The organism is Bacteroides sp. AM41-16 (genome assembly GCF_003603495.1).
GTDB classification, from domain to species: domain Bacteria; phylum Bacteroidota; class Bacteroidia; order Bacteroidales; family Bacteroidaceae; genus Bacteroides; species Bacteroides uniformis.
This window is the reverse complement of record NZ_QTNE01000004.1, coordinates 189,855-209,589: the sequence shown is the minus strand read 5'-3', so window position 1 is coordinate 209,589 and position 19,735 is coordinate 189,855. Positions and strand designations below refer to the sequence as shown.

Below are 19,735 nucleotides of genomic sequence, written 5' to 3'. Positions count from 1 at the left end.
TTCTCGGCGAAGATAAGCAAAACACCCGATTATTTTGTGCTGTTTACTTGGAAACTGTTACATTTGCATACATTAAAGATATTAACACGCCATGATTACATTTACGCTTTGCCTGCTGGCGTTGATAGCCGGCTATTTTATCTACGGACGCTTCATAGAACGCGTCTTTGGTCCCGATGACCGCAAAACACCCGCCCTTACCAAAGCCGATGGTGTGGATTACATTCCACTGCCTACTTGGAAAATCTTTATGATACAGTTTCTCAATATTGCCGGGTTGGGACCTATCTTCGGTGCCATCATGGGAGCTAAGTTCGGTACGGCATCCTATCTGTGGATTGTACTTGGCAGTATCTTTGCCGGTGCAGTGCACGACTATCTTGCCGGTATGCTCTCCTTGCGGCATGACGGGGAAAGCCTGCCGGAAATCATCGGACGCTATCTGGGGCTGACCACCAAGCAGGTGATGCGCGGCTTTACCGTCATCCTGATGATATTGGTGGGAGCTGTCTTTGTGGCAGGACCGGCCGGACTGCTTGCCAAGCTGACCCCCGACAGCTTGGATACCACCTTCTGGATTATTGTTGTTTTCGCTTATTATATCTTTGCCACTTTGCTGCCGGTAGATAAGATTATCGGTAAGATATACCCGCTGTTCGCCGTTGCCCTGCTGTTCATGGCGGTCGGTATTCTGGTAATGCTTTACGTCAACCATCCTGCATTGCCGGAGATATGGGACGGATTGCAGAACACGCATCCCGATGCGGTTGCATTGCCCATCTTCCCCATCATGTTCGTCAGCATTGCCTGCGGTGCCATCAGTGGCTTCCATGCCACGCAGAGTCCGCTGATGGCACGTTGCATGACAAGCGAGCGCCACGGACGCCCCGTTTTCTATGGGGCAATGATAACCGAAGGCATTGTAGCTCTGATATGGGCTGCCGCCGCCACTTATTTCTTCCACGAGAACGGGATGGGGGAGACGAATGCCTCTATCATTGTAGACGCCATTACAAAAGACTGGCTGGGTGCCGTAGGTGGCGTATTGGCCATTCTGGGTGTTATTGCCGCGCCTATTACCAGTGGCGACACGGCTTTCCGTTCAGCGCGCCTCATTGTGGCGGATTTCTTGGGAATGGAACAAAAATCCATGCGTCGCCGTTTATATATATGCATCCCGATGTTCCTGGTAGCCATTAGCTTGTTGCTTTACAGCCTGCGGGACAAGGATGGATTTGATATGATTTGGCGTTATTTTGCCTGGGCCAATCAGACTCTGTCCGTCTTTACGTTGTGGGCCATTACGGTCTATCTGGTACGCGAGAAGAAAGGACGTTATTATTACGTCACCTATTTCCCGGCATTATTCATGACGGCTGTGTGTACCACTTACATCTGCATTGCTCCCGAAGGTTTCGGGCTCGGTCCGAATTATGCGCTGGGCATAGCCTTGATAGCTGTTGTGCTGGCTGCTATTTGGTTTAATATTTGGTATTTTAAGACGACTAAAAAACTTTGGTAATGAAGAAAATCAAGAAATCTACCGGGCTCACGTTGGCCCTGCTTATTTACGTTTCTGCTACTGCCGCTTATTTCCTTCCCCGCAATACGGAAATCAGCGATACTGAGAAGTATGTCACCGTAGCTGCTTCGTACCTCATTGTATTTGTGCTGTGGCTGGTGCTTCGCAAGAAGGAGGCGCTGCAACGCAAGCGATTCGAAGAAGACAATAAACAACATTGATTATTTACTCAAAAAACAGAACAAGATGAAAAAACTGGCATTATTCGTTTGCTTGCTTGTTGTCACAGTGGCAGCTCAGGCACAGTTTGAAAAAGGTAAGTGGATTTTGAACCCGTCCATCACCGGTTTGGAATTTTCTCATGACACGGGAACCGACAAGACAAGTTTTGGCCTTGAAGCCAAGGGAGGTGCTTTCCTGCTCGACAACATCGCCTTGCTGGTGCATGCCGGGGCTGCTTGGAATACCGGAGGGTCTGACCTCGATGTCTATACGCTGGGTGTAGGTGGACGTTATTATTTCGACAAGATTGGCGTGTATCTGGGTGCCGATGTCAATGTGGACCGTTGGGATTGGGGACATGATTTGGATGATACCAAGTTCTCTTTCGGTCTGGAAGCCGGTTATGCGTTCTTCCTGACGCGTACGGTAACCATTGAGCCTGCTGCTTATTGGAACATTAACGACGACCGTTCTAAATTTGGTCTGAAAGTAGGTTTCGGATTCTATTTCTAATCTCATTTTGCTACTACCACAGAGTTTGTTTTTGCAAAACATCTGTCATGCTATCACGCGGAGGGGTATATTCTATTGATTACAAATACCTTACCGCGTGATAGATAGGCGTGATAGATAAGAATCGTTACACTTATCTGTCACGCCCATTTCGTTTCCATTTCAATTGTACTGCATACTTCTTTCATTGGCGCTATTATCTTAGTTATCAGTTCTTTCCTACTGCAAAGTTCTGCACGCTTTTTGCAGTGTCACTGCATGAGGCTTGCAGTAGCTCTGCAATACGGTTGCAGTCGTACTGCAATGGGCGTGCAGCAGCACTGCAAAAGGAATGCAGTGACTTTGCAGTGGCGATGCAGTGTCTTTTAGCCGTAATCTTTTCTATTCTCATACCGTTATTACATGTATTCCTAATATAGTCTTATGAGATTAGGGGTTCTATTTTTGATTATGATTGCGAAAATGAGTATATTTGATGCTATGGACTTGAAATACAAAATGCTATGAACAGAGTTTGTTTTCTCCTATTGCTTTGTTGCCTTTCATCCTGCAAGATGAATAAGACGGAACGCGTAGAAATGCCTGAAGATTCTGTAGATACGGTAGGGTTAGACCGACGGTTGCAGGAAAAATCAGTGAGCGATAGCCTCAAGATAGGGCTCGTGGATGACGGTGACTGCTTGCAAAAACAATTGCTTGCCATTCACGACGAACTGAGAAAGCGGTTGGAAAACACAACCTACACACACATCCGGAGGAATGTGACCGGATATGGGGTGGGGATGCATTGCATAGATATAGATTTGATTGTGAATACTCCTGAAAAACGGAAAGAGTTCCGGGAGGAGATAATGGACTCCCCCGTTTTCTGTTTTCATGGTGTAGAAGTCCCCGTCATCAACGAGAGAGTAGGCAGGAATCATATTCGTGGCATCCATATCCGTCCCGAATATCCAGTCTTTTCAACGAAAGCGCCTCATGCGACATTCATCCTCAGCAATCACAGTGGCGGAGATTTGACCTGCGGCGAGCATTACTACCTGACGTTCGAAGACGAAAAAGGTACCTGGCGGGAATTGCCGATAAACGCTGCCTTTTGGGACATCGCCTATGTGCTGCGGGATGGGGAGGAAAGGGTTATGAAAGCCTCTCTTTATCCGGATGTGCATCCCAACAAGCCGGGACGCTACCGTTACTTTTATGAGATAACCATCAAGAGGAAACCTGTCTTGATGATGGCTGAGTTCAGATTGACGGACAATGAGGAAGAATGGAGAACGGCGGAAAAGACATCTCTTTCCCCTTATATTTCGGATGCAGGGAAGGGCGGAAGCCCACAATTGATAACGGAAGAGCCAATGGAGGAACCGGTCTATAAAGTAGTGGAAGTGATGCCCGAGTTTCCGGGAGGTATGAAAGCCTTAATGGATTTTATTCAAAAGAATATCCGTTATCCGGAAGAAGCCCGTAAGAATGGCATTCAGGGAAGAGTTGCTGTCAGCGTGGTGATTGACGAGAATGGTCGTGTGACGGCCCCCGTTATTATGCGCAGCAGGTATCCTGCCTTGGATGAGGAAGCATTACGGATTGTAGGATTGATGCCACAATGGAAACCGGGGATGCAGCAGGGTAAAGCCGTGAAGGTGGAATTTACTTTTCCGGTTACTTTTAAATTGGAGTAGTAGCACCGGTAAGATTAAGCACAAAGACACGGAGGCATAGAGTTTTATTCTTTTTCCTTGAATTTAATATCTCTGTGTCTCCGTGCCTCTGTGTTCTATTTAAGGAAGCGAGGGGTGTAATTTCTCTTGCAAGAATTGTCCCGTATAACTTGCCGCACACTTCGCCACTTCCTCCGGTGTACCGGTAGCTACGATGTTTCCTCCTTTGTCCCCTCCTTCGGGCCCCAGGTCTATCACATGGTCCGCACACTTCACCACATCCAGATTATGTTCGATGATGACAATGCTGTGCCCGCGGCGTATCAGGGCATCGAAGGCTTCGAGCAGTTTCTTGATGTCATGGAAGTGTAGTCCGGTGGTCGGTTCATCGAAGATGAACATGGTCGGGTCTGCTTTCTCCTGGCTGAGGTAGAAGGCGAGTTTCACGCGCTGGTTCTCTCCACCGGAGAGGGTGGAGGAGGCTTGCCCCAGTTTGATATATCCCAAACCTACATCCTGCAAGGGTTGCAGCTTCTTCACAATCTTTTTCTGTCCGTGTTGCGTAAAGAATTCGATGGCTTGGTTTACGGTCATCTCCAATACGTCGTAGATATTCATGTCGTGGAACTTTACTTCCAGCGTGTCTGCTTTGAAACGTTTGCCGTGGCAGGATTCGCATTCCAGTACAAGGTCTGCCATGAATTGCATTTCCACAGTGATGGTACCTTCACCCTTGCATTCTTCGCAACGGCCGCCTTCGCTGTTGAAGCTGAAGTATCCGGCACTGTATCCCATCTGCTTGGCAAGTGGTTGGTCCGCCCATAGTTTACGGATTTCATCGTAGGCCTTGATGTAGGTCACGGGGTTACTTCTCGATGACTTCCCGATAGGATTCTGGTCAACAAACTCTACATTGCGCAGGTTCTGCAAGTCTCCTCCGATGGAGGAGAACTCGCCCGGGCGTTCGTTGCATTCATCCAACTCTCGTTTCAGGGCGCGGTAGAAGATGTCGCGCACCAGCGTACTCTTGCCCGAACCGCTGACACCGGTGACTACGGTCATTACATTCAGCGGGAACCGTGCCTCTACACCCTTCAGGTTGTTTTCGCGCGCGCCTTTTATTTCTATGTAGTTGTTCCACGGGCGGCGGTGTTCCGGCAGGGGGATGGTTTCTTCGCCCAGCAGATAGCGCACGGTATAGCTGTCACTGTCTTTCTGAAGGTCTTTCATATCTCCTTGGTAGACGACCTCCCCTCCCAGGCGGCCTGCCCGGGGACCGATGTCGATGATATAGTCGGCAGCGCGGATAATCTCTTCGTCGTGTTCCACTACCACTACCGTATTGCCCAACTGTTGCAGCTGGCGGAGCACGTGTATCAGTTTGTCCGTATCGCGGCTATGCAGGCCGATGCTCGGTTCGTCAAGAATATACAGGCTGCCCACTAAGCTGCTACCCAGTGAAGTGGCAAGGTTGATTCGCTGGCTTTCACCGCCGGAGAGCGAGTTGCTGAGGCGGTTCAGCGTGAGGTATCCCAAACCGACATCCAATAGGAATTGGATGCGGCTGTTGATTTCTGTCAGGATGCGGCGGGCTATGTCGGCGTCATGCGGGTCTAGCTGCAGGTTGTCGAAGAAGAGCTTCAACTCAGTGATGGGCAAATCTACCAGTTCGGAGATGTTGCGTCCTCCCACGCGTACGTAGTTTGCTTCGGGCTTCAGGCGGGTGCCGTGGCATTTGGGGCAGAGCGTCTTTCCGCGGTAGCGTGCCAGCATCACACGGTATTGTATCTTGTACTGATTTTCCTGCACCATCTTGAAGAAGGCGTTGATGCCCTCAAAGTAGGGTGTCCCTTCCCACAGCATCCGGCGTTGCTCGTCGGTCAGTTCATAATAGGGAGTGAAGATGGGGAAGCCGGCTTTCTCGGCTCCGTGTATCACCATATCCCTCCATTCGCCCATCTTTTCGCCCCGCCAGCATACGACGGCTCCGTCATAGACGGACAAGGAACGGTCGGGTATCACGAGATGCTCGTCGATGCCGATGACCCGTCCGAATCCCTCGCATACGGGGCATGCGCCGATGGGAGAGTTGAAGGAGAACATCTGGTCGTTCGGTTCTTCGAAGGTGATGCCGTCTGCCTCGAACTTGGTACTGAAACGATAGAGGCAGGTACTCCCGTCGGGCTGGTAGAAACGCAGCAGGCAGGCGCCGTCTCCTTCGTACATGGCTGTTTCGGCCGAGTCGGTGAGGCGGCTGACGGAATCCTTTTCTGAAGAGGCTGTCATACGGTCAATCAACAGAAAAACGGTGTCTCCGGTTTTTGGCTTGTATTCGTCGATGCGCATCATTTCACCGTTCACTTCCAGACGGGTGAAACCTTGCTTCATGTCTATCTCCAGTTGTTGTTGCAGCGTGCGGTCTTCGCGCAGCAATATCGGAGCGAGCACAGTATACCTGGTCCCTTCCGGATGCTCCAGCATGCATTTCACGATGTCTTCTGCCGAGTGTTTCTTCACTTCCTGTCCGCTGACCGGGCTGAAGGTTTTCCCCACGCGTGCATAGAGCAACCGCAGATATTCGTATATTTCGGTGGAGGTACCCACGGTGGACCGTGGGTTACGGCTGCTTACTTTCTGCTCAATGGCAATGGCAGGTGGAATCCCTTTGATGAAATCGCATTCAGGCTTGCTCATACGTCCCAAAAACTGGCGGGCATAACTGCTCAAGCTCTCCACGTAGCGGCGCTGCCCCTCGGCATATAATGTATCGAAAGCAAGTGAGGATTTTCCGGAACCGGACAGTCCGGTGATGACTACGAGTTTGTTACGGGGAATCTCTACGTCAATGTTCTTGAGGTTATTGACACGGGCTCCCTTTATGATAATCGATGTATTTTCTGCCATATAAAAGTCACTTATGTGATTTAGGATTTGCAAAGATAATGCAAACCGGGGTAGAATAAAACGAACCTGCTGGAAAAATCGCATCAGATAGGCAAGGTTAAGATTTGTTATACTTTAGGATGACTGCTAATTTACATTAAATAAAAGCGTTAAATTCGCGTCCGACTCCTTTTAATGTCCGAACATGGTAAAGCGTAATATAAAATGGCTTCTTGTTGTGCTGGTGTTAGGTTTATGCCCCTCAATCCTGCATGCCGAAGACCCTTATGGAGAGATGAAAGCTCTGGCAGATAGTGCGCAGAAAGTGTTGGGACAAGACCGACTGCCTTCCATCAATGCCCGGTGGATAAAACTTGCCCGCGAACTGAACGATACGGTACAGATTAGTGATGCCCATAACAACTTGATTTCTCATTATTATCAGTTGGGGGACATTGACCACTTGAAAGCCGCAACCTATGAATATATGGACTGGTGCCGGAAATACCAACGGACACGAGACCGGTATATGGCGTGGCGGCAGTACATTCAGCGCATGACGGAGAAAGGTATGCAGGAGGAGGCGATGGCTGAAACCGTCAGGCTCCATCAGGATGCCGAGCAAGCCCGGGACAAATACGGATTGGCATGTGGCGAAATGTGCATCGGGTATAACCATCGGGTCTTTGGAAACAACGTAAAACTGTGTATAGAGAATTACAACAATGCACTGAAACTTTTCGAGGAGGGCAGCTATTATCGTGACGCATACGTGGTGTTGCTTAATATTATCCAGACTTATCTTTCACGCAGTGAGTATGCGGAAGCCGGCGAGTATCTGAGTAAATTGTCGCAACTGGAGGACAAACTGGACCGTAAACAAGTCGGCATAGACCCTTCCCTGCACCTGCGTTTCTGTGAATTCAGGGTTATAGGCTTATTGGCCAATGAAGGTAGAAAGGCTGCTGAGCCTTATATTGAGGAGACCGACCGCTTCTACCGTCAACATCCGGAGAGCTCGACGCCCGAAGCATGGTTTGGCTATAAGATAATGTGTTGCCGTATCCTCGGTGATTTGAAAGGTAACATTGCTTACGTGGATTCACTCATGGATTATCAGCATTCACTGGGGCTTTGCTATCCTTATAACCATTATATGAAAGGAGAACTGCAGGAACAGTTGGGCGATTATCGTGCGGCTTGCCGCAGTTATGCCAGATATGGCGCCGTGAGTGACTCCGTGCGTACGGCAGAAATGGATGACAAGCTAAGCAAATATACGGCACAGTTTGAAGTGGACCGGCTGAAGATGGAGAAACTGGAACTGAGTGCCAGATTGAACAAGGAAAGACTGATGATAGCCTTGGTCGTTGGCGGACTGGTATTGCTGCTCTTGCTGCTCATTACTTATCTGTATATCCGCACCCTCTCCATGAACCGCAAGTTGGAAGCTGCACGCAGGGCGGTGGAAAAAATGAGCCAGGTCAAAAGTTCCTTTATACAGCATATCACCCATGAAATCCGTACTCCGTTGAATTCCATCGTCGGCTTTTCTACCTTGCTGGCTCAAGAGAAACTGGATGATGTGGAGAAACGCGAGTATGTTGAACAAGTGGAGGGCAACAATACATATCTGTTGAGTCTGATGGAGAACATACTCAATATTGCGGATATGGATTCGCGAGTGTGGGAGATGCCGCGGGAGGAGATAGAAGTGGATGCGTGTTGCAAGGAATGTATTGAGGGCTTCCGCCCGGAACTGAAGCCGGGAGTTGAACTGGAATATGTGCCTGCTTCCGGTATTGCGGCCTTTTATGCAGCCCGGCAATGGCTGAAAATGGTGCTGGTGTCTTTGTTGGATAATGCGGTGAAGTTTACGGAAGAAGGTCATATACGCGTTTCCTGCGAGGAAGATAAGTCCCGACATGTATTGCGCTTCGTGATAGAGGATACCGGTATAGGCATCAGGCCGGACGAATCGGACCGTATTTTCGAACGTTTTTATAAAGTGGACACGTTTACCAAAGGGTCCGGATTGGGGCTTGCCATAGCCAATGAGATAATGGAGTTGGTGGGAGGCCGGATTTATCTGGATGACACCTATTGCGGAGGATGCCGCTTTATTGTGGAATGGCCGATGAAGGACAAACCTTAATTATAAACTATTTTAAATATTAAAAAGCTGTAATTAGAGAATGAGAGTAAAATCCCTTTTATGTGTATTCTTCTTGCTGCTAATGGCGGGAGGAGTATTTGCGCAAGTGCAGACCGGGTCTGCCTATCCTAAACGTGAATTTCGTGCAGCATGGATACAGTCAGTAAACGGACAGTTCCGTGGAATGCCGACCGAAAAACTGAAGCAGAATCTGATCGGGCAGTTGAATTCCTTGCAGAAGGCGGGAATCAACGCCATAATTTTCCAGGTACGTCCCGAAGCGGATGCTCTGTATGCTTCCAGACTGGAACCGTGGAGTCGTTTCCTTACCGGAGTGCAGGGTAAAGCGCCCGAACCCTATTGGGACCCTATGCAGTTTATGATTGATGAATGCCATAAGCGTGGTATGGAGTTTCATGCATGGATTAATCCGTATCGCACGAAGACGACCTTGAAGAGTGAGTTGGCTCCCAATCATGTGTACAATATCCATCCGGAATGGTTTGTCACTTATGGCGACCAGTTGTATTTTGACCCGGCACTGCCTGAGAGCCGCCGGCACATCTGCATGGTGGTGAGCGACATCGTTTCCCGCTATGATGTGGATGCCATTCATATGGACGATTACTTTTATCCTTATCCCATTAAGGGAAAGGATTTCCCTGACGATGCAAGTTTTGCACGTTTTGGCGGAGGTTTCAGCAATAAAGGAGACTGGCGCCGGAGCAACGTGAATGTGCTGATTAAGAAACTGCATGAAACAATTCGTGAAATCAAGCCGTGGGTGAAGTTCGGGGTTTCTCCGTTTGGCATTTACCGGAATGAAAGCAGTGACCCGCTTGGCAGTAAGACCAAAGGCCTGCAAAACTACGATGACCTTTATGCGGACGTGTTGCTGTGGGCCCGTGAAGGTTGGATAGACTATAATATTCCGCAGATTTATTGGCATATAGGACATCCGGTTGCCGACTATGAGACACTGGTGAAGTGGTGGGCCAGGAATACGGAAAACCGCCCCTTGTTTATTGGCCAGTCCGTGATGAACACCGTGCAGAATGCCGACCCCAAGAACCCGTCGATAAATCAGCTTCCTCGCAAAATGGCCTTGCAACGGGCCTATCAGACCATCGGTGGCAGTTGCCAGTGGCCTGCCAGTGCGGTTGTAGAGAATGCAGGCAAGTATCGCGATGCCCTGATTGCCGAATATCATAAGTATCCGGCGCTGCCTCCCGTTTTCGATTTCATGGATAACGAAGCCCCGGCAAAGGTACGTAGGATGAAATCGGTGTGGACGGAAGACGGATATATTCTTTTCTGGACAGCTCCCAAGTATAAAGAGGAAATGAACCGTGCCGTCCAATATGTGGTCTATCGCTTTAATGACAAAGAGAAAGTGAATATAGATGACCCTTCCCATATTGTAGCCATCACGCGCGATAATTTCTATAAACTTCCTTATGAAGACGGAAAGACAAAGTACCGCTATGTGGTGACAGCCTTGGACCGTCTGCATAATGAATCGAAATCCGTTGGAAAGAAGATTAAACTTTAAAAATTAGGGATTAAGGATTAGGGATTAATCATTAACGTTTAATCCTTAATCCCTAATAAAGTATCAATCCTGCTATTCCACAAGCTACAATCATTCCTATCGGGTTCAGTTTATATTTCTTTGTGCCTATAAATGCCACGAGGAAGATGAGGCAGCTGATGACGAAGGAATATATGTCTTCTTTGGGAGAACTGAAGTTTTCCGAATTCATCAATACCAGCGCGGCTGAGGCCAGCAGACCGACCACTGCCGGGCGGAGCCCACTGAATACCGCTTCCACGGAAGGATGTTTTTGGTATTTCAGAAAGAATTTGCTGATGGTCAGCATCAGTAGGAAAGAAGGAAGCACCACGGCAAACGTAGCAATAATAGAACCTAAAATACCATAGCTTGTACCGTAGCAATCAGCTATCGTAGTATAACCCACATAAGTTGCCGAATTGATTCCTATCGGACCGGGTGTCATCTGGCTGATTGCCACAATATCAGTAAATTCCTGCGCTGTAAGCCAACCGTAACGGGTAACTACTTCACCTTGTATCATAGACAACATGGCATATCCGCCACCAAAGCCGAAAAGCCCAATCTTAAAGAATGTATAGAATAACTGTAAGAAAACCATGATTAGTAATTAATGATAAATGGTTAGTGATTAATGTTGCTATCCTTTTTAATTTTTAATTCTTTAATTTTTAATTCTTCGGACGTTGAAAACGTCCGAAGCAGTATCCTCCTACACCTGCCGCAATGATAATCCAGATGGGAGAGAAGCCCAACAGCCAGATGAGCAGTGCTGAAACCACCGGTATCCATATGTTGTATCGGTTTATCCGGGCCGATTTAGCCATGCTGAATGTAGGGGCTGCAATCAATGCAACCACTGCCGGGCGAATACCTTTGAATATACGTTCCACAATGATGTTGTCCTTGAAGTTGTGAAAGAACAACGCTATGGCGAGGATGATGAGAAACGAAGGAAGTATGGTTCCCAATGCAGTGATTATGCTCCCTCGTATTCCCCGTAGCCGGTACCCTATAAAAATGGATATATTGACGGCAAGGATGCCCGGAGCGGACTGTGATATAGCAAGCAGGTCAATGAAATCTTCTTTGGCTATCCAGTTTCGTTTGGTTACGATTTCGTTTTCTATCAGCGGTACCATAGCATAACCGCCGCCGATGGTAAAGGCTCCTATCTTAAAGAAAATGGAGAATGCTTCAAGATATATATTCATATTCAAAATGTTGTAATTTACTTTATTTCTTTATCATCTTTCCCTTCCTTCCCTCTCTTGGCATACTGGCTTGGGCTCATATTGAAATGTTTCTTGAATACTTCACGGAAATATTTCGCATCACTGAAACCGGTCAGCTCTGAAATCTCGGTGATGGTATGCTTTTGTTCTTTCAGAAGTTGGGCAGCATGTTTCAGTCGAATCAGCCGGATGTAGTCAGCCGGAGCTTGGTCGGTCAGTGCCTTTATCTTATTGTAGAAGCTGGTCCTACTCATATTCAGCAGGTTGCAGAGCACGTCGACGTTGAAGCTTGGGTTGTCCATATTGTCTTCGACGCTCTTTTTGACGGTTGCAATGAATTTCCAGTCCAAGTCGTTGGAGCAGTTGATGCAATCCGTATTGTTCTTCTCGTCGTTCAGGTCCAGGCTGGCATATTTGTGGCGCAACAGTGCCCGGTTAGTCAGCAGGTTGGCAATGTTTGCCCGCAATATACCGATATTGAAGGGTTTCACAATATATTCATCCGCTCCGCTTTGCAGTCCCTCGATGATATTCTTGTCGGTATTCAGTGCTGTGAGCAGGATGATGGGGATATGTGATGTCTCGATGTCGTTCTTCAGGATATGACACAATTCGTCTCCTCTCATTTCCGGCATCATAATGTCTGAAATGACGAGGTTGGGCATATACTCCTTGACAATGGTCAGTGCTTCTTTTCCATTGGAGCATACTTGTATGTTGTATTGTTCAGACAATGTTCTGCGCAGATATTCCCTTAATTCGTCATTGTCCTCTACAATAAGAATTTTCTGGTGGTTACTGTTGTTTTGTGACTGTTGTTGCGTCTTGTCGTAGATTCCACTGGAAGCAGGGGATGATGTAGTAGAGGCATTGATAGGCACTCCGGAAGCCGAATAAACAATCCGTTCGTTTTTGGGTTGAGGGCGTTGGATTGCTTTGCGGAAATGCTTGTTCCCTTTGGGGAACGTGATTTTGATGCAAGAGCCTTTCCCTTCCATGCTGCTGAAGTTGAGCTTTCCTTTATGTAAGCGTACAAGTTTCCCTACCAGAAGTAGTCCGATGCCGCTGCCGGTAACTTTGGAATTGATAGCATTACTGCCACGGAAATGCATCTTGAACAGCTTTTTCTGTTCTGAAGCCGGAATTCCGATACCGGTATCTTTCACCTCAATACTCCAGGTATCTTCTGTCTCGGAAGTAAAGACATGTACATTGCCGCCGTCCGGTGTATATTTCAGTGCGTTGGATATGATATTTTTCAAAATGGAATCCATCTTGTCCTTATCTAACCATACGTTCAGATAACGGAAGCTGCTTTCGTAGGTCAGGTTGATGTGTTTTATGTTTGCGTATGAACGGAAAGCATCGATCGTCTCTTCCATATATGTGCTCAGTTCGTATTCGGATACGTATAGACTTCCGGAATAGGTGTCTGCGCGTTCGAAATTAATAAGGTTGGTGGTCAGGCGCAACAAGGCATTTACGTTTCGCAGGGCTGTATTGATGTTGCTCTGTCCGCTGGAAGTCAGTTGCTCGCGTTCGGTGATTTCTTCCAAGGGTGCTTTGATGAGCGTCAGTGGAGTACGTATATCATGCGCTGTATTGACGAAGAAGCGTATTTTCTCATCGGATTCTTTCCGCTGTTTTCTCAAGACTATTATTCGTAGAGTGATGCTTGCAATGGATATGATAATCACTGCATAGAGTATCAGCGCCCAGAAACTGAGCCAGAGGGGTTGCTCGATAATGATGTCCATACTGCGTTCCTCCAGGACAATACGACGGTCTTCGTTGGAGATGGCACGTACGCGGAGGGTATAGTTGCCCGGACTCAGGTTGGTAAAACGGATGACGTTTTCCTCTCCCGGACGGCTCCAACCCTCATAGAAGCCTTCCAGTTTCCAGGAGTACAGAATTAGGGAAGGATAGTCATAGTTGATGTCTGAGACCTGCAATGAGAAGATGTTCTGGTTGTACTTCAAACGCAAGGTTTTTGTCTCGTCAATATCCAGAATAAGTGGAGAACCTTCATCCTTGGGATAAACGGTCTGATAGAATACCCGCAGGTCACTGAATACCATTTTGAACTTATAGTCGCGAGGCAGGATCATGTCTTTGTTGAATTCTATGGCTCCATCCGTACTGCCGAAAATGAAATTGCCGTTTTTCCTCAAGGTGCCTGAGGCTGCGTTGAAATGGTCAGACTTCAGTCCTTGTTCTTTGGTCCAGTTATGGAATGTCTCTTCGACAGGATAGAAGGTGGACAGACCGTGTTCTGTACTCAGAAAGATATTTCCTTTACCATCAGACAATAGTGTATAGATATTATTGGAAATCAAGGCGCAGTTGTCTCTATGATAATGTCTGAATGTGTTTTTGGTCGTATCATATACCAGTAAACCGGCATTGTTGGTACCGATATACAGCATTCCGTCGGAAGCTTGGCATAGGGAGTAGATGTAGTAGGATTCTACCGGCATCTGGATATAGGTATACTTACCGGTTGCTTTTTCCAACAGGTACAAGCCGGTGGAAGTGCCTATCCACATATGTGTGGAGTCTTTCTCTATGATGGCAGTGATACCATTCAAGCCCGGGAAATGGCGTATATTTTTTCTGGAATAATCTATTTCTTTTAAGTTATAATACCCTCCGGACCAGATGTTTCCTGAAGAATCTTTCATAATGGAACGGATATACTTGTCCGGCCGGATATTCAGATTACTGAATAAAGACGGAGTAAAGAACTCTGTGGACAGTAGTTTCTTGTTGATCTGGTAGATGCCGGAACTATATCCTCCGGCCCAGATGATGCCGGGCTCCACTTCGCACAATGAGATGAAGATATGGTTTTTACTATGGCTTGCGGTGTCGAAACTGCTGAGAAAAGAATGCCATTGTTTCGTCTTGCTATAATAAAGGCTGATGCCGTTATTGGTGGCAAACCATAAATCGCCGTCATGGTCTTCAATGATGGCATTTACCTGGTCATTGATGAGTGACTGTTTATTGCCGATAGAGTGTTTTATCCATTGATAATCGGCATATCGGTTGTTGCGTACAGTTATACCAATGGGATAATTAGCCATCCAGATGCGTTGTTCACTGTCAATGTAGATATCATTGATGGTATTTCCGTTCATTGAGTTGTACCGGTTATAGTCAGCAACAATGTATGGTATAGATTCATAGGTATCGGTATTCATTTTGTAGACACCGGCCCCGTCTGTAGCTATGAGGATTTCATTGTTATTGTAGGCACGGATACAGTTAATGCTAACGTCCATCAGTCCGGATGGGATATGCATGACTTTGTGCTCATTCAGGTCATAGGTAAATATTCCCCGTTGGAAAGTACCGATAAAAACCTTGTGAGACGGTTTATGATAGTATAGTTCGTTGATTTGTATCTTCAAGGTGTCCAATTGGTTGCAGGGACTGAGGGTGAGGGTGTTGTTGGCCAGCTCAGCATAATGTATGCCGATGTCGGTCCCGATGAAGAAGTGGGTCGAATCAATCTGTGCGATATCCGTAATTCGTTCTCCTATTTCGTTTTGAATGAATGTCACCTTCTGGGTATTGCTGTCGTACAGATATAGAGCATCTTCATTGCAAAGCCATATTACGCTGTTGGCATCCACAAAACCGTAACTGATAGGGGTTGGACGTCCTTTCACTTCGCTTTCGGGTAGCTTGTATACCAGGACAAAACGGTCGTGTTTTGTATCATAGCGGAACACGCGTCCTTTCTTGCCAATTTCCCATATGGTTCCTTTGGAATCCACATAGAGCCAGTTCAGGTTCATCATGGAATTCACTTCCTCATCTCCATCCATCAGTTTGTACGGCTTGAATTCTTTTCCGTTGTATCGGTCGATGCCGTCGTGGGTAAGAAACCACATGTAACCTTTGGGTCCCTTTTGAATAGCATATACCCGTCTGTTGCTCAAACCGTCTTCCACACCGATGTATTTGTATGTTTGTGCAATGCCTATAATTGGCAATAATAGTAGTATGCAGAAAAAGAAGTACTTTTTCATAATTGTCGAGCGGTTTTTTTGAATGTTGTACTGAGGGAGAGTTGAAAATAAACACAAAAATAATGCTTTTGTTTGAGAAAAGCAAAAAAAGAAAGCGAAGAATAGAAATGTAACAAGCGCGGGATTATTCATAACCCGCGCTTGTTACATTTCTATAAAAAAGGAAGTTCAGTTCATTTTTTATTGGCTTCCACCCACTTGCGTGCATTGACAAATGCTTCTACCCAAGGAGTGATTTGGTCGCTGTTTACGCGGTCTGCGGGGTAGCAACCGTTCTGCCAGGGGAAGATGGCACGTTCCAAGTGGGGCATCATGGCCAGATGACGTCCGTCGGCACTTGCCAATCCGGCTATGGAATAATCTGAGCCGTTGGGGTTGGAAGGGTATTCGTCGTATGAGTATTTCAGCACGACGTTGTATTTGTCCTCGTCGTATGGCAAGGAGAATTTTCCTTCACCGTGAGCTACCCAGATACCCAGTTTGCTTCCACTCAGTGAGCCGAGCATTACGCTGCGGTTGGTGGGGACAGTAACACCGAGGAATCTGGATTCAAACTTGTGTGAGTCGTTATGAAGCATCTTGCCGTTTTTCTTGTGCTCGGGATTGATAAGATTAAGTTCCATCATGAGCTGGCAGCCGTTGCAGACACCCAGTGAAAGCGTATCCTCGCGTGCATAATATTTGTCGAGCGCCTCTTTCGCTTTCGGATTGAACAGGAAAGCACCGGCCCAACCCTTGGCAGAACCGAGGACGTCGGAGTTGGAGAAACCACCGCAGTAAACAATCATGTTTACATCTTCCAACGTTTCGCGACCGCTGATAAGGTCGGTCATGGTAACGTCCTTCACATCGAAGCCTGCCAGATAGAGTGAGTAGGCCATTTCGCGTTCGCCGTTGGTTCCTTTTTCACGGATGATGGCGGCGCGGATACCGGAAGGTGTGCGGCGGTCCGGGTCGATGCCGTATTGTGAGAACTTGCCTTTGAAGTCCGGCATGAAGGCGAATTCCACCGGTTGCATCTTGTAGTTTTCGAAACGCTTCTTGGCAGAGCCGTTCATGGACTGCTTACGGTCAAGGAGATAAGAAGTAGAGTACCATACATCACGCATATAGTCTATGCCAAACTGATAAGTAGCATCGCCTTTTGATACAAGAATATGGCGTTCGTCTGTCGGTTTGCCGAGCTTCACGTAACCTACGCCTGCATCTTCCAGGATTTGTTTCACTGCTTCCTTATGCTTGTCGCTCACCTGGATGACGATACCCGGGTTCTCTGCAAACAAAATCTTGATAAGGTCTTGCTCCTTGATTTTATCCAAGTTGATTTCCATACCGCCTTCCACATTGGCAAAGCACATTTCAAGCAGTGTAGTGATAAGACCACCGGCAGAAATATCATGTCCGGCAAGAATCAGTCCCTTGTTGACCAGCTCCTGCACGGCAAGGAAAGCATCGCGGAAGTATTCGGCATCTTGCACGCTGGGAACTTCGTCACCTACCTTGCCCAGGGTCTGAGCAAAGGCGGAACCGCCGAGTTTCAGGTTGTCGAAACTGAAGTCTATATGATAAATGGTAGTCTTTTCATTGTTAACCAGCACCGGAGATACGACTTTCTTGACGTCGGAAACTTCTCCACCGGCAGAAACAATTACCGTGCCCGGAGAAATAACTTTGCTGCCGTCGGGGTATTTCTGTGTCATGGAAAGAGAGTCTTTACCAGTCGGAACATTGATTTGCAGGGAACAGCAGAAGTCACTCAATGCCTTTACTGCCGTGTACAGACGGGCATCTTCACCTTCTTGCGAACGGCAAGGCCACATCCAGTTGGCAGAAAGGGAAACGCTGTCCAGACCTTCGGCAAGCGGTGCCCAAACCAAGTTGGTCAATGCTTCGCTGACGGAAAGAACGGAGCCGGCTGCCGGGTCGGCAAGTGCCGCCTGGGGAGCATGGCCCAGAGAGGTTGCGATACCCTTTTCGCCGCGATAGTCCAAAGCTACCACACCACAATCGCTCAGAGGCAACTGCAATTCACCCTGGCACTGCTGGCGGGCAATCTTGCCTGTTACAGAACGGTCTACCTTGTTTGTCAACCAGTCTTTACAAGCCACAGCTTCCAGTTGGAGCACATTGGTGAGGTATTCATGTAGTTGGGAAAGTTCGTATTGGGGCATTTCGTAGTGACGTTCCACGGTCTTGTCCACCATATAGGTCTTGGGGGAAGAGCCGAACATCTGTTCTACGGCGAGGTCAAACGGACGTACACCGTCAGCTTGCTGGAAGGCAAAGCGATGGTCACCGGTGGTTTCACCTACTACGTACATCGGAGCGCGTTCGCGTTCGGCTACCTTGCGTACATGTTCGATGGCCTCTTCCTGAATCAGCAAGCCCATGCGTTCCTGGCTTTCGTTGGCAATGATTTCCTTGGCGGACAGAGTCGTGTCACCGATGGGCAACTTGCTCATGTCAATCAGACCGCCGCATTCCTCTACCAATTCAGACAGACAGTTTACATGTCCGGCAGAGCCGTGGTCGTGAATGGAAACCACCGGATTGGTCTCTTCCTCACAAAGTGCGCGTACCACGTTGTAGGCGCGTTTCTGCATTTCGGCGTTGGCGCGTTGTACGGCATTCAGCTCAATGCCACTGCTGTAGCGTCCGGTATCTACAGAAGACACGGAGCCACCGCCCAAACCGATGCGATAATTGTCTCCACCGATGACAACCACTTTGTTGCCGGCTTCCGGTGTACCTTTCAAACAGTCACGCTGGGTACCGTAGCCTACGCCTCCGGCAAGCATAATCACTTTGTCGTAACCATAGACTTCATCTTTTTCCTTATGTTCGAAAGTGAGCACGGAACCGCAGATTAGCGGTTGGCCGAATTTGTTTCCGAAATCACTGGCACCATTGGAGGCCTTGATTAGTATTTGTTCGGGAGTCTGATACAGCCATTTGCGTACCGGCAGAATCTCTTCCCAGGGACGTCCTTCTTCCGCACGGGGGTAGGAGGTCATGTAAACGGCAGTTCCGGCAATCGGCCAAGAACCCTTACCGCCGCCCATACGGTCACGAATCTCACCGCCTGTACCGGTAGACGCACCGTTGAACGGTTCTACGGTAGTGGGAAAGTTATGTGTTTCCGCTTTGAGGGAGATGACACTCTTGATGTCTTTTACTTGGAAATAGTCGGGCTTGGAGTGGTCTGCCGGAGCAAACTGTTCGATAACCGGACCTTCGGCAAAGGCTACATTGTCTTTGTAGGCAGAGATAATCTTGTTGGGATTCTCTTGGGTGGTCTTCTTTATCATTTGGAAAAGTGAAGATTCCTGTTCCACTCCATCGATGATGAATGTTCCACCGAAGATTTTGTGACGGCAGTGCTCGGAGTTGATTTGCGCGAAGCCGAATACTTCGGAGTCTGTCAGAGGGCGCCCGAGATCTTTCTCTACCTTCTTGAGGTAATCCATTTCCTCTTTGGAAAGTGCCAGACCTTCATTCTCATTGTATGCCTCCAGGTCTTTGATGTGTACAATCGGTTCCGGTTGCCGGTTGGTTGTAAATACATTCTGGTCCAGCCCCTTGTACATACGTTGCAGCATCGGGTCGTGGTCTGCGTTCTCATCTTTTACGGGGAAGTACTCTTCGATGCGTATGATGCCGTCCAGCCCCATATTCTGGGTGATTTCTACGGCGTTTGTACTCCAAGGAGTAATCATCTCACGGCGCGGGCCGACGAAATGTCCTTTCAGGTTGTCTTCACTTTCGGGGGTGGCTTCTCCAAAAAGCCAGCAGAGTTTGTCGCTGTCTGCCTGGGGGAGTTCATGATTACATTCTACGGCAATCACACTCTTGGATGGGGTTCTGAAAAAAAGAATCATAGTTATATTTACGATTTTACGATTTACGATTTTACGATTGAAGTTACTTCTTT

At 47.8% G+C, this 19,735-nt stretch carries 12 protein-coding genes; 6 read left to right on the top strand and 6 right to left on the bottom strand.

What is annotated here, in order from left to right:
• Nucleotides 1-91 precede the first annotated feature (91 nt).
• Genes DW896_RS05975 through DW896_RS05965 form a run of 3 tightly spaced genes read left to right on the top strand, consistent with a single transcriptional unit; the run spans nucleotide 92 to nucleotide 2,257 of the window.
• Entirely contained in the window at nucleotides 92-1,522 is a 1,431-nt protein-coding gene (locus tag DW896_RS05975) for a carbon starvation protein A (protein ID WP_008663941.1), read from the top strand.
• Entirely contained in the window at nucleotides 1,522-1,743 is a 222-nt protein-coding gene (locus tag DW896_RS05970) for a hypothetical protein (RefSeq protein WP_005826297.1), read from the top strand. Before DW896_RS05975 ends, DW896_RS05970 begins: the two co-directional genes overlap by 1 nt.
• 25 nt (nucleotides 1,744-1,768) lie before the next feature.
• On the top strand, nucleotides 1,769-2,257 hold the full coding sequence (locus tag DW896_RS05965) for an outer membrane beta-barrel protein (RefSeq protein WP_044467944.1): 489 nt from the start codon (nucleotides 1,769-1,771) through the stop codon (nucleotides 2,255-2,257).
• Nucleotides 2,258-2,465: 208 nt separating this feature from the next.
• On the opposite strand, the gene DW896_RS21445 is transcribed toward DW896_RS05965, so the two are convergent.
• The gene (locus DW896_RS21445; RefSeq protein ID WP_044467943.1) at nucleotides 2,466-2,648 is read right to left on the bottom strand and encodes a hypothetical protein; all 183 of its coding nucleotides are present in this window, start codon (nucleotides 2,646-2,648) and stop codon (nucleotides 2,466-2,468) included.
• Nucleotides 2,649-2,760: 112 nt separating this feature from the next.
• Here DW896_RS21445 and DW896_RS05960 point away from each other — a divergent pair, with 112 nt between their 5' ends.
• Nucleotides 2,761-3,939: an energy transducer TonB gene (locus tag DW896_RS05960; protein ID WP_119992999.1), complete on the top strand. Its 1,179-nt coding sequence runs from the start codon at nucleotides 2,761-2,763 to the stop codon at nucleotides 3,937-3,939.
• A 99-nt stretch (nucleotides 3,940-4,038) separates the two neighbouring features.
• On the opposite strand, the gene uvrA is transcribed toward DW896_RS05960, so the two are convergent.
• On the bottom strand, nucleotides 4,039-6,822 hold the full coding sequence (gene uvrA / locus DW896_RS05955) for an excinuclease ABC subunit UvrA (protein WP_119992997.1): 2,784 nt from the start codon (nucleotides 6,820-6,822) through the stop codon (nucleotides 4,039-4,041).
• A 184-nt stretch (nucleotides 6,823-7,006) separates the two neighbouring features.
• Here uvrA and DW896_RS05950 point away from each other — a divergent pair, with 184 nt between their 5' ends.
• The gene (locus DW896_RS05950) at nucleotides 7,007-8,956 is read left to right on the top strand and encodes a sensor histidine kinase KdpD (RefSeq protein WP_119992994.1); all 1,950 of its coding nucleotides are present in this window, start codon (nucleotides 7,007-7,009) and stop codon (nucleotides 8,954-8,956) included.
• Nucleotides 8,957-8,996: 40 nt separating this feature from the next.
• Nucleotides 8,997-10,508 carry a glycoside hydrolase family 10 protein gene (locus tag DW896_RS05945; protein ID WP_119992992.1) on the top strand — a complete coding sequence of 504 codons (1,512 nt, stop codon included), beginning with the start codon at nucleotides 8,997-8,999 and terminating at the stop codon, nucleotides 10,506-10,508.
• A 52-nt stretch (nucleotides 10,509-10,560) separates the two neighbouring features.
• On the opposite strand, the gene DW896_RS05940 is transcribed toward DW896_RS05945, so the two are convergent.
• The 4 genes from DW896_RS05940 to purL all read right to left on the bottom strand — a co-directional run bounded on the left by DW896_RS05940 (nucleotide 10,561) and on the right by purL (nucleotide 19,682).
• Nucleotides 10,561-11,130 (bottom strand): chromate transporter, encoded by a 570-nt coding sequence (locus DW896_RS05940; RefSeq protein ID WP_005835643.1) that lies wholly within the window; start codon nucleotides 11,128-11,130, stop codon nucleotides 10,561-10,563.
• 70 nt (nucleotides 11,131-11,200) lie between these two features.
• Complete coding sequence (locus tag DW896_RS05935; protein ID WP_034528571.1) at nucleotides 11,201-11,743, bottom strand: chromate transporter; 543 nt, start codon at nucleotides 11,741-11,743, stop codon at nucleotides 11,201-11,203.
• 17 nt (nucleotides 11,744-11,760) lie between these two features.
• Nucleotides 11,761-15,804 carry a two-component regulator propeller domain-containing protein gene (locus DW896_RS05930; protein ID WP_117703682.1) on the bottom strand — a complete coding sequence of 1,348 codons (4,044 nt, stop codon included), beginning with the start codon at nucleotides 15,802-15,804 and terminating at the stop codon, nucleotides 11,761-11,763.
• A 173-nt stretch (nucleotides 15,805-15,977) separates the two neighbouring features.
• Nucleotides 15,978-19,682 (bottom strand): phosphoribosylformylglycinamidine synthase, encoded by a 3,705-nt coding sequence (gene purL / locus DW896_RS05925; protein WP_119992989.1) that lies wholly within the window; start codon nucleotides 19,680-19,682, stop codon nucleotides 15,978-15,980.
• Nucleotides 19,683-19,735 lie beyond the last annotated feature (53 nt).

What these genes read in the sequence shown, in the direction of transcription:
- DW896_RS05950 (WP_119992994.1), top strand. Translation starts at nt 7,007, where the DNA reads ATGGTAAAGCGTAATATAAAATGGCTTCTTGTTGTGCTGGTGTTAGGT.
- DW896_RS05930 (WP_117703682.1), bottom strand. Translation starts at nt 15,804, where the DNA reads ATGAAAAAGTACTTCTTTTTCTGCATACTACTATTATTGCCAATTATA.
- DW896_RS05975 (WP_008663941.1), top strand. Translation starts at nt 92, where the DNA reads ATGATTACATTTACGCTTTGCCTGCTGGCGTTGATAGCCGGCTATTTT.
- DW896_RS05965 (WP_044467944.1), top strand. Translation starts at nt 1,769, where the DNA reads ATGAAAAAACTGGCATTATTCGTTTGCTTGCTTGTTGTCACAGTGGCA.
- DW896_RS05940 (WP_005835643.1), bottom strand. Translation starts at nt 11,130, where the DNA reads ATGGTTTTCTTACAGTTATTCTATACATTCTTTAAGATTGGGCTTTTC.
- uvrA (WP_119992997.1), bottom strand. Translation starts at nt 6,822, where the DNA reads ATGGCAGAAAATACATCGATTATCATAAAGGGAGCCCGTGTCAATAAC.
- DW896_RS05945 (WP_119992992.1), top strand. Translation starts at nt 8,997, where the DNA reads ATGAGAGTAAAATCCCTTTTATGTGTATTCTTCTTGCTGCTAATGGCG.
- DW896_RS05935 (WP_034528571.1), bottom strand. Translation starts at nt 11,743, where the DNA reads ATGAATATATATCTTGAAGCATTCTCCATTTTCTTTAAGATAGGAGCC.
- DW896_RS05970 (WP_005826297.1), top strand. Translation starts at nt 1,522, where the DNA reads ATGAAGAAAATCAAGAAATCTACCGGGCTCACGTTGGCCCTGCTTATT.
- purL (WP_119992989.1), bottom strand. Translation starts at nt 19,682, where the DNA reads ATGATTCTTTTTTTCAGAACCCCATCCAAGAGTGTGATTGCCGTAGAA.
- DW896_RS21445 (WP_044467943.1), bottom strand. Translation starts at nt 2,648, where the DNA reads ATGAGAATAGAAAAGATTACGGCTAAAAGACACTGCATCGCCACTGCA.
- DW896_RS05960 (WP_119992999.1), top strand. Translation starts at nt 2,761, where the DNA reads ATGAACAGAGTTTGTTTTCTCCTATTGCTTTGTTGCCTTTCATCCTGC.